This is a genomic window from SAR202 cluster bacterium, from assembly GCA_016872355.1.
Taxonomy (GTDB): Bacteria; Chloroflexota; Dehalococcoidia; order Lucifugimonadales; family VGZY01; genus VGZY01.
On record VGZY01000037.1, the window covers coordinates 19075 to 28149 of the forward strand.

General features: G+C 62.2%; 4 protein-coding genes. All 4 read right to left on the reverse strand.

Annotated elements, in window-relative coordinates:
* Positions 1-68: 68 nt before the first annotated feature.
* On the reverse strand, positions 69-782 hold the full coding sequence (locus FJ319_09090; protein ID MBM3934440.1) for an ABC transporter ATP-binding protein: 714 nt from the start codon (positions 780-782) through the stop codon (positions 69-71).
* 44 nt (positions 783-826) lie between these two features.
* The gene (locus FJ319_09095; GenBank protein ID MBM3934441.1) at positions 827-1693 is read right to left on the reverse strand and encodes an ATP-binding cassette domain-containing protein; all 867 of its coding nucleotides are present in this window, start codon (positions 1691-1693) and stop codon (positions 827-829) included.
* Positions 1694-1743: 50 nt separating this feature from the next.
* Positions 1744-5052 carry an FtsX-like permease family protein gene (locus FJ319_09100; protein MBM3934442.1) on the reverse strand — a complete coding sequence of 1103 codons (3309 nt, stop codon included), beginning with the start codon at positions 5050-5052 and terminating at the stop codon, positions 1744-1746.
* Between the two features lie 142 nt (positions 5053-5194).
* Positions 5195-8887, reverse strand: a complete 3693-nt coding sequence (locus tag FJ319_09105) for a hydroxyisourate hydrolase (protein ID MBM3934443.1) — start codon at positions 8885-8887, stop codon at positions 5195-5197.
* Positions 8888-9075 lie beyond the last annotated feature (188 nt).

A 9075-nucleotide genomic window follows, 5' to 3' on the forward strand; every position in this document is an offset into this window, starting at 1 on the left:
GGCGGCGACAAGACCATGTGTTCCGGCAGGATACTATATGTCGTCTAAATTGTCTATGCGGCGGACGGCTATTTTTTGAAGCGCGTGCTCTCCGCATGAGCGGCGTGGTACTCGTGCTCCGCGATGACGACGCCGTCCTTCATATGCTTGATATCGCCCGCCATATCGAGCAGCGCGGCGTCGTGCGTGGAGGCCACGACGCTGACGCCCTGGGTGTGCACCATTTCCTTGAAAAGGCCGAAAATTGAGCGCGCGTTAGTGGAGTCCAGCTCGCCTGTAGGCTCATCTGCGATGATCACCGGCGGGCGGGTCACCACCGCCCTCGCGATCGCGACGCGCTGCTGCTCGCCTCCGGACAGCTCGTACGGGCGATGCTTCGCGCGGCGCACCAGCCCCACCATCTCCAGCGCCTGCCGTGTGCGCTCCTCGCGCTCTTTCACCGGGAAGCCGGAGATGCGCAGCGGAAACTCCACGTTCTCCCACGCCGAGAGGAGCGGCAGCAGGCCGAACGACTGGAAGACAAACCCCACCTTTCGTCGGCGTATCTCAGTGAGCTCCTTCTCGCTCATCGTCGCCAGGTCCTTCCCCTCGAAGAGGATCTTCCCGGAACTGGGCTTGTCCAGGCCGGCCATGAGGTTGAGAAGTGTGGTCTTGCCGGAGCCGGAGCGTCCCACAACGGCGATGAACTGCCCTGGTTTCACGGTCAGGCTCACGTCTTTGAGGGCGACGACCTCCTCTGAGCCCACCTTGAAGGTGCGTCCCAGGTTCTGAACGTCGATAATTGTCGCGCTTTTGTTCACTGCCTGATTTGCTGTCTGGGGCTTGTTCAACCCTGCACCTCTCCGGGCACTATGGTGACTTTGCCGTTTTCTACTACCACCCTTGCGCGCTCCTTGATCTTGAGCTGCTCAAGCACTTCCTTGGGGAGCTGCACCCGGCCGGCGGCGTCCACAAGCGTATACTCCTCCAGCGGCGTGTCCTTGTCCCCCGCGCCGGTGACCTTGCGATAGCTGACCTTGCGGCGTATCTCCGTCGAAGTCTTGCCGTCGCGGATCATCACAACCCTGCCCACCTTGTACGCGATGTTCGGGTCGTGCGTCACGATGACGATAGTTGTATTCAGCTCGTGGTTGACCGTGCCGAACAGGTCCAGGATCTCGCTCGCCGTGTCGTCGTCCAGCTCGCCCGTGGGCTCGTCAGCCAGCAGGAGCGGCGGGTGGTTTGCCAGCGCGATCGCGATGGCAACGCGCTGCTGCTCGCCGCCGGAGAGCCGCTCCGGCGTGTGGTTCTTCCGGTGTCCAAGGCCAACAAGCTCCAGAAGCTCCTCGGCGCGCTTCTGCCTGTCCTTCGGCGACATGCTCGTCAGCATCATCGGCAGCGCCACGTTCTCCAGCGCCGTCAGGTACGGAAACATATTGCGGCTCGTCTGCTGCCACACGAAGCCCACTTCGTGACGACGGTAGAACTCAACCTCCTTGGATGACATCCGCAGGAGGTCCCGCTCACCCACCCGGACCTTGCCGGCCGAAGGGGAATCGTAGCCTGCCAGAATGTTCAGCAGCGTGCTCTTGCCGCTGCCGCTGGCGCCGACGATCGCGACCACCTCGCCCTTCTCCACCGCAAGGTCAAGGCCGCGCAGCGCCACAACCTCAAGGTCGGCGATCTTGTATATCTTGAACAGGTCTTCACACATAATGTACGGAGCGGTTCGTGTGACCATGAGCTACTCCAGCGGCCCCGCCACTACATTTCGCCAAGGCGCAGGATGCGCTGCAGCTGGATGCGGTGGATCAGCCAGATCATTCCAAGGATTATGACCGCGAAAACTGCGAACATTATTGCATAGGTGGACAGCAGCAGGCCCCAATTCACTGTCATCGCGAACGGCGGCACCACGCGGCTGCCCCAATCGTCGTGGCCCAGGAACGGCATGATCGTCGCCCCCAGGCGACCGCCCATCCACGTACCCAGCGCCATGCCAACTCCGATAACCAGCGCCTGCTCCAGCCAGACCATCGTAATGAGTTGCTTCGAGCTGAATCCGAGCGTCTGCAACAGCGCGAACTGGAGCTGCCGGCTCTGGAACGACACGTAAGCATGGACCATGAAGCCCAGGCAGCTCAGTATGAGCACGGCAGAGAATGCAATGAACAGCAGAGAGCGCCACCCCGCCTGCACCAGCGGGTCCACCTGCGTTTGCGCCAACCGTGCGGACCGGTCCATTATCCCCGTCGTTGAAAAGCCAAGGCCGCTCTCAAGCTGATCGATTAGCTCCTCGCGCTCCTCCCTCGTCGTAGACGAAGCAATCCAGATCTCGTTCGGGTTCAGCTCCGCGCCAAGAATGCCCAGCCCGACAAAGTCTGCCAGCGTATCGAAATCGGATACAAGGTATCTTTCGCTGGAGACGACCATCGTTGGGAAGAGCTCCACGGCGCCCTCAATTCGCACCGGCACCCTGTTCCCGCCCACCGATACGTCGAACTCATCGCCCGCGTCGTGTCCTGTGCCCTTGGCAAAGGTTGCGCTCGCAAGCACGGGAAGCCGCGGCCGCTCGTCGGCGCGGAACACTCCGCGAGTAGTCAACGGGCTGCCCTCCGACCACGTGAACAGCAGCGATGTACCCTCGCCCGTGGACGTAATGTCCGACCCTCGGGCGGAGTCCGCCACCGCATCGTCCGCGGACTTCAGCGCCAGCCAGCCTGACGTGTTGTCAAAAGTCTCCACCGTCTGAAGAGGCGCATCCGTGTTCGAGCGCACCGCGATTTCGTCGATCAGGATGGAGCCCGGCTGCAGCCTGCGCGCCCCACCGGTCTCATGTACGCGGATGGACATGATTGTGAGAGGCAGCGCCGTCTCGGCAAGCTGAGGAGTACCAACGCCCAGAGTAGTCTCCAGCGTGGTCCAGTTGCCTGTCCGGAGCGTGCCCAGATCGAACGTAAAGTACTTCCCGGCGTTTGTCTTCGCGCGCACTGTAACACGTACGCCGGGGTGCGGCCTGTCCGCCTTCACAAGCAGCGCCAGAGTCCGGGCGCTCGGCGGCAGGGCCACGCCCTGGAAGGCGGTTCGTACCGCCAGGTCCGGCAGCAGCTCATCCAGAGGGCCGGAGGCGAAATCGTCCCGGAACCACGCAACCTCGTTAAATCGGTTGCCTTCCACGGATACCATCGTGTAGTTCATGCCGTAGACCTTGCTCAGGTCGTGCCCCGAGGCCCGTAGCACCACCGTCGCCTTGTCCACGCCGGGCACCGACTCGTATGCCTCAATCAGCGCGGCGTTGGAGGAGGGTATCGTGGGCTTAGGCCCACGCTGCCCGCGGAACGCTACCGGCACATTGCCTTCAATGCGGAGGTCGCTGCCCGTCGAATATAGCACCCGCTCCCTGAAGTTCCGCTCCAGCGTCGTCCCAAAACTGGATGCGAATATCCCCAGTCCGGCCGTCAGGATCAGGAGCAGAGATAGCCGCGCGTAGTGCGTCGGGTTGCGCGCCATCTGCCACACGCCCATCACCAGCCCTGCCGGCAGCCACGGCGACATTACTTTGCTGGCGAGGTTCATCGCGATTGGGAACAGCCGCAGCAGCACCATCGCCGAGGCGATCAGTATCAGTCCGGGAATAATCAGCAGCAGCTGATTTACCGCCAGCTCGCCGAACACGCTTGCCGCCACAACGGAGCCCTGCTGCGTCAACTGCCTGAACAGGAACATGCCCAACAACAGCAGCAGAACGTCCAGGTAGTACTTCTGGAATACCGGCTGGCCGGTGGGTCGCGCCGACCCCTGCCGCAGGCGCGTCACTGTTATGCGTGACGCTTGCACCGCGGGGACCATCAGCGCCACGAAGCTCAATATGCCGCCTATGGCCCCCATCATGAACGCGCCCGGAGAGAGGGCCGCGTCCAGAAGGAAGCCGCCGCTAAGGTCGGAGAAAGCCGGAGTGAGGCCAAGCACACTGATTGCTCCCGCCGCCAGGAACGGCCCCACAACCGAGCAGAGGAAGGCCACGGTTGCCCCCTCCATCACGAACACCAGCAGTATCTGCGTCGGGCTCGCCCCGCGGCTGCGCAAAAGCGCAACCTCTGACCGCCTGTCCTCCACGGAGAGCGACGACAGCGTCGTCACATAGTAGAGGATAACAACCGCGATCAGGATCAGCACAACGTACATAGGCAGCTTGCTGAAGAAGAGCCGCCGGTCGTATTCAGAAAGAGCATTGTCCAGCTCGGTTGTCTGGAGGTAGCTCCCAAGTGTCGAAGACAATCGGGCCTGCATGAACTCCAGGCGGTTCACAGTGTCCACGGAGTTGCGCGCGTTGATGCGACCCACGTCCGTCGTCAGCAGCCACGCGTACGTGCTGTCCATCCGCCGGAACGCAGGGCCGACAACCTCCATGTACTCCCGTTCAGTAACAAAGAACGGCATGGTGGTAAAGCTGACGCCGGTCGCGGACTGCAGAACTGACCGCTCCAGGAACCAGTACTCGTGGTTAGGGTCCGCCCTGCGGAATACACCGGTAATGACAACCGTTGCGTACTGCGTGGAATCTGTCCACGGCGGCGAGGCGACGTACTCGTCGCCAACATTCACCCCAAAGGTCCGCGCGGCCTCCTCCGGCACCAGCGCTTCCAGTCGAATAGTGCCGTCGGAGCTGGGAAGCGCCGCGTCGGAGGGCATCCGGCCGCCGGGCAGAATCTCCGCATGCTCCAGCAGCGTCGGCAGGTATGTGAAGTAGGTCCGCGGGTTTTCGTAACCGGTGAGTGGGCGGTTGCCCGCGGCGTTCAGGAACATGGTGGGGCTCTTCCCCACGCGTATCCGCTCCTCAACAAGCCAGTCAATCCGCGAGTCTATCTCCTCGTTCACCGCGTCGGAAACTACCCTGAACTCGGAGTAGTTGGCCGGCCCCCGCTGCACCTGCAAAATGACATTGAGCTGGTCCACCGTGTGGCGCTCGAGGGTGCGCTTCAGGGCCAACTCCCGCAGCGCGTCGAAGTAGATGACGGTGCCTGCCATGATCGCAGAGGCAAGCAGCACGCCCAGGACCACGGAGGATCGCATCCTCCAGTGGGCGAGGCTCCGCCGGAGTACGAATTGCCAGGCTGACAGGAAGCTCTTAATTTGTGCTGTCACGGTCTTGCCACCCACCCGAGCTCGTTGGTTTGTTACACGCCCGCGGGAACGCAGCCGGCCATTACTCGCCCTATGAATCTCCCGCGCGGGCGATAGCGTGCATGTCCACCCGCCCGATCGTCCTGTTCAACACCACCAGCGCCGCCACGAATAGCGCCACAATGGCGATGTACGTCGGGGCCATCAGCCCCCAGTCCGTGATCATAACGAAAGGCGGCACCACCGTTTGCCCCTGGTCCGTCACGGCCAGCGGCGAGACCATCATCCTGCTCATCTGGAATCCTGCCCACGTCCCAAGCCCGAGCCCCATCCCCACAATGGCCATGTGCTCGAAGCCCACCAACGCCCCCAGCTGGAGCCGGGATAGTCCCATGGACTTCAGGAAGCCGACCTCGTGCTTGCTCTTGCCGGCCACCAGCAACAGATAAGACACGTACCCGAACGTGGCAGCCATGAGCACAATTCCCAGGGCTACCAGCACCATAGCCTTCCAGCCGGAAGAGGTCAATGGGTCCAATCGAACGGCCTGGAGCCTTTCCGACCCGCTCTGGTAGTTGACCATCCCCTTCACAAAGTCCGCCAGCATCTGCCGCATCGCAACCTCATCGTGGCCGGCCGTGCTCACAAACAGCTCGTTGGGGTCAGTATTGCCGAGGTGGCTCATCAGGTTGAGGTAACTCAGGAGCTGGCCCATATCGGCTACAACGAAGTGTCCCTGCCCAGGGTCCACCGTTGGGAAGAAATCGACGATCTCCCGCACCTCTACCGGCACCAGCGTGCCGGCCACCACCGCCGTGAACCGGTCCCCGGGCCTGAGGCCGTTGGAACCCGCCAGCCCCGTGTTCACCAGTATCGGAACATTCTGGTCGCCGGGGAGTTGATAAAACCCGCGCACCCCGCGGTTCTTGTAACGTCCGAAGTCGAATTTTAGGGAGTACAGTCCGGAAACGGCCTCCGCGTTGGATATGGCGATCGCGTCCCTGTCGGTTACAGAGGTCGCCATCGGGCTCCACCTCAACCCCCCCTCGAAGCTCTCCAGCACCTGCCCCTCTCCACCCTCGCCGACGAATGCGACAATGTCGTCCATCAGCACGGTGCCGACGCTGCCGGTGTTGGAGCCCGCCGTCATGCTGCCTACGTCCCATCCGGGCTCGTAAAGCTCCACGCCAAGGATGTGTATCGGCGCCTGCAAAGATTCCGGCACCTGCCCGCGCACAATGTGCCACTGCGGCTGGCCAAGGTCCCCAAGCGAAACGGTGCGTGTTACACCTTTGGCGTCCTGCAACACCATCCATACGGATATCTGCACGTGGAGCGCCGCCGGCTTCACCCACACTCCCACTTCAGTGGCGCCTTCGGGCAGCGCGATTCTGGAAGGGGAGGTGTGAGGCTGGAGAGATGTCATCAGCCCCGGCAGCGTGTCCTCGGAGAAGTCGTCCCGGAACCAGGCGATGTCCGCAAACTTGTCCGTCTCCACGCCGAGAATCTGGACTGAGGAAGGCCCCGCCGACCCGGTCGTGCGGAACGCGAGAGCAGATTCCGTGATCGCCGATGTGGCGGTGTACTGCTCGTCGATCGCCTTCAGGCCGCCGCGTATCAGGTACGGATTGCCGCGAAGGCGCATGTCTGTGGGAACGTCGAACAGGATCCTCTCCTCCTGGCTGCGGGCCAGCGTGCCGCCCACCGTTGTGGAAAGGACCGCAAGGCCGGTTGCGAGCACCAGAAGCAGCACCAGCCACGTGTACTGCAAGGGATTACGGGCCATGCGCCAGATCGCCATCGTGAGCCATACCGGCGTCGCCTTGGATATCTGCCTGAAAGCCATGAACAGCAGCTGCGCCGGCACAACCGCAACCATTCCCACTATCGCCTGGAACAGGTTGTCAGTAGTGTCTATTTCGTGGAAGGACAGGAATGCCGCCGTGAACGCCGCCTGCACCACCATCCCGATCCCCTGCTTCATCGTCCCTTCGCCGCGGCTCGTGAGCCAGTAGGCCACGGCCACGCCAAGCGCCATCGCCGGCGCTGTCAGCCATTCGTCCATCGCCAGCCGGTCCTGCCACCCGCGCGTCAGCAGCACGGCAATGACTGGCACCGTGGTCACTGCCACAAGCAGGTGCACCAGCCCGCGTGACTCGCCCGCAACGTACCTGACGAGCAGCGGAAATACTCTCATGAAGAAGAGCGCCACAACCACAAGGAACAGCACCGGCGCAAAAAGCAGCGTCTCGTTAATCTGCACGTCCGAGAACAGCCCGCCGGATACCAGCTGCCCGCGCGACCGCAGCTCCCAGAACACGATTCCGCCCAGACCCATCAGCGCGAAGTCCAGATAATACCGGTGGAAGAACGACATCGTCGCTGGCCGCGCCGCGCGCAGCTTTTGCACCAGGATGCCGCTGCGGGTACCCATTGCGCCGTAGAGGGCGAAGATGGCAAGGCACGCCAGGCCGATGAGGCCAGCGGCCATGAACGGCGCGCCGTTGAGCTGCACGGGCAGGAACCCGCCTCCGGTCGTCTCCGAAAAGTACGGCGTCTTGCCGGCGAGCGCAACAATCACTGTTGACAGGAACGGCGCGGCAATGACCGCAACCCCCACCATCACCAGGCCTTCCAGCACGTAAAGTCGCAGAAGCTGGAGGAGTCCCACACCACGGGTCCGGAGCAGCGCGGCGTCCCGCTCCCTGCTCTGAATAAGGTATGACATCATCATCGAAAGGTAGAAGAGCACCGTCACAATCATGACGGCCACCAGGAGCATGAGCGGGACGCGGGAGAATAGGCTGCGCCGGTTAACGTCGGAGATGGTGCCGGTGATGATGCCCGTGTTCACCTGCGCGCCGGTCATCTCCTTGTTGATCTCCGTCTGGAACGCCGCCAGCCGGGCCTCAACCTTCGCGATAGGCCAGCTAGATACCAGTCCCTTGTCTATCTTGGAGAAGAGGATGGGGCTCGCGAGAGAGCCGGGGTACGCCTTACCCCAAACCTCGGTCATCGCGTTGCGGCTGACGTAGACCGCTACGGCTATGTCCTTGTCTGTATCGAACCTGGTGCCCTCAGGAGCTGCCGGTACTGGGTCCGGAACAGTGGAGAAGTAGAAAGCGCCCGCATCAGTCCAGAACGGGGAGAGCGCGTCATTCGGCTCAATCACGCCCGTGATCCGAATCGAGACCCGGGTCTCAGTCGCCAGGTCCGGCGCGAGCGTGACCACGTCGCCGGCCTTGAACTTGTACTCGTCCGCCGTAGGGAACGAGACCACGCCCTCGATGATCGGCCCGCGCGGCCCCTGCTCCACCGCCTCGGTCGACATTCGCCCGTCGATAAACCGCGCGTTCTGGTCGAGCCCCGAAAGGTACTCAATCAAGCCGTAACCCACGGTGGCGTTTGCGCCCTGCTGGACCGCATCCGGCAAGGGCCTGTCCGGTATCCCTGCGATTACGCCGGAAGTGCGAAAGAACGTCTCGTGCCCGGCGTATATCTCCTCCAGGTGCCGCTCCGCCGCCGCCGATACCACGTCCTCCGCCTGGTCAAGGGACTCGGCGTCCAGCGCCATCCGGGGAGGGTAGATGGAGAAGGTCAGAAAGGGGTTTGTGATGCGATTGAGAGTGACCCTGAACGCAAGCTGCTCCAGGGCCTTGAGGTAGAGCGGAGTGGCCGTAGCCACGGTGACGACGATCAGGATGCCGATGAATACACTCAACAGCAGCTTCCAGTCGTCCAGGAGCCGTTTCATGATCAGCTTGGGGATGGATAGTTCATGCATTCGCCCGCCTGGGACATGTGGTTCCCTGCCTGAGCCAGTAGTCACGATATTAATTTGATGTTGTGAAGTATGTCAAGCACCAAATGAAAAATTTGTCTTTGCTCAGTGATATTGTCAGTAGGTAACTGCTCAGTGAATATGTCAGTCCATGAGAGGACTACATTTGACCGAGCGAGAAGCGAAGAGAG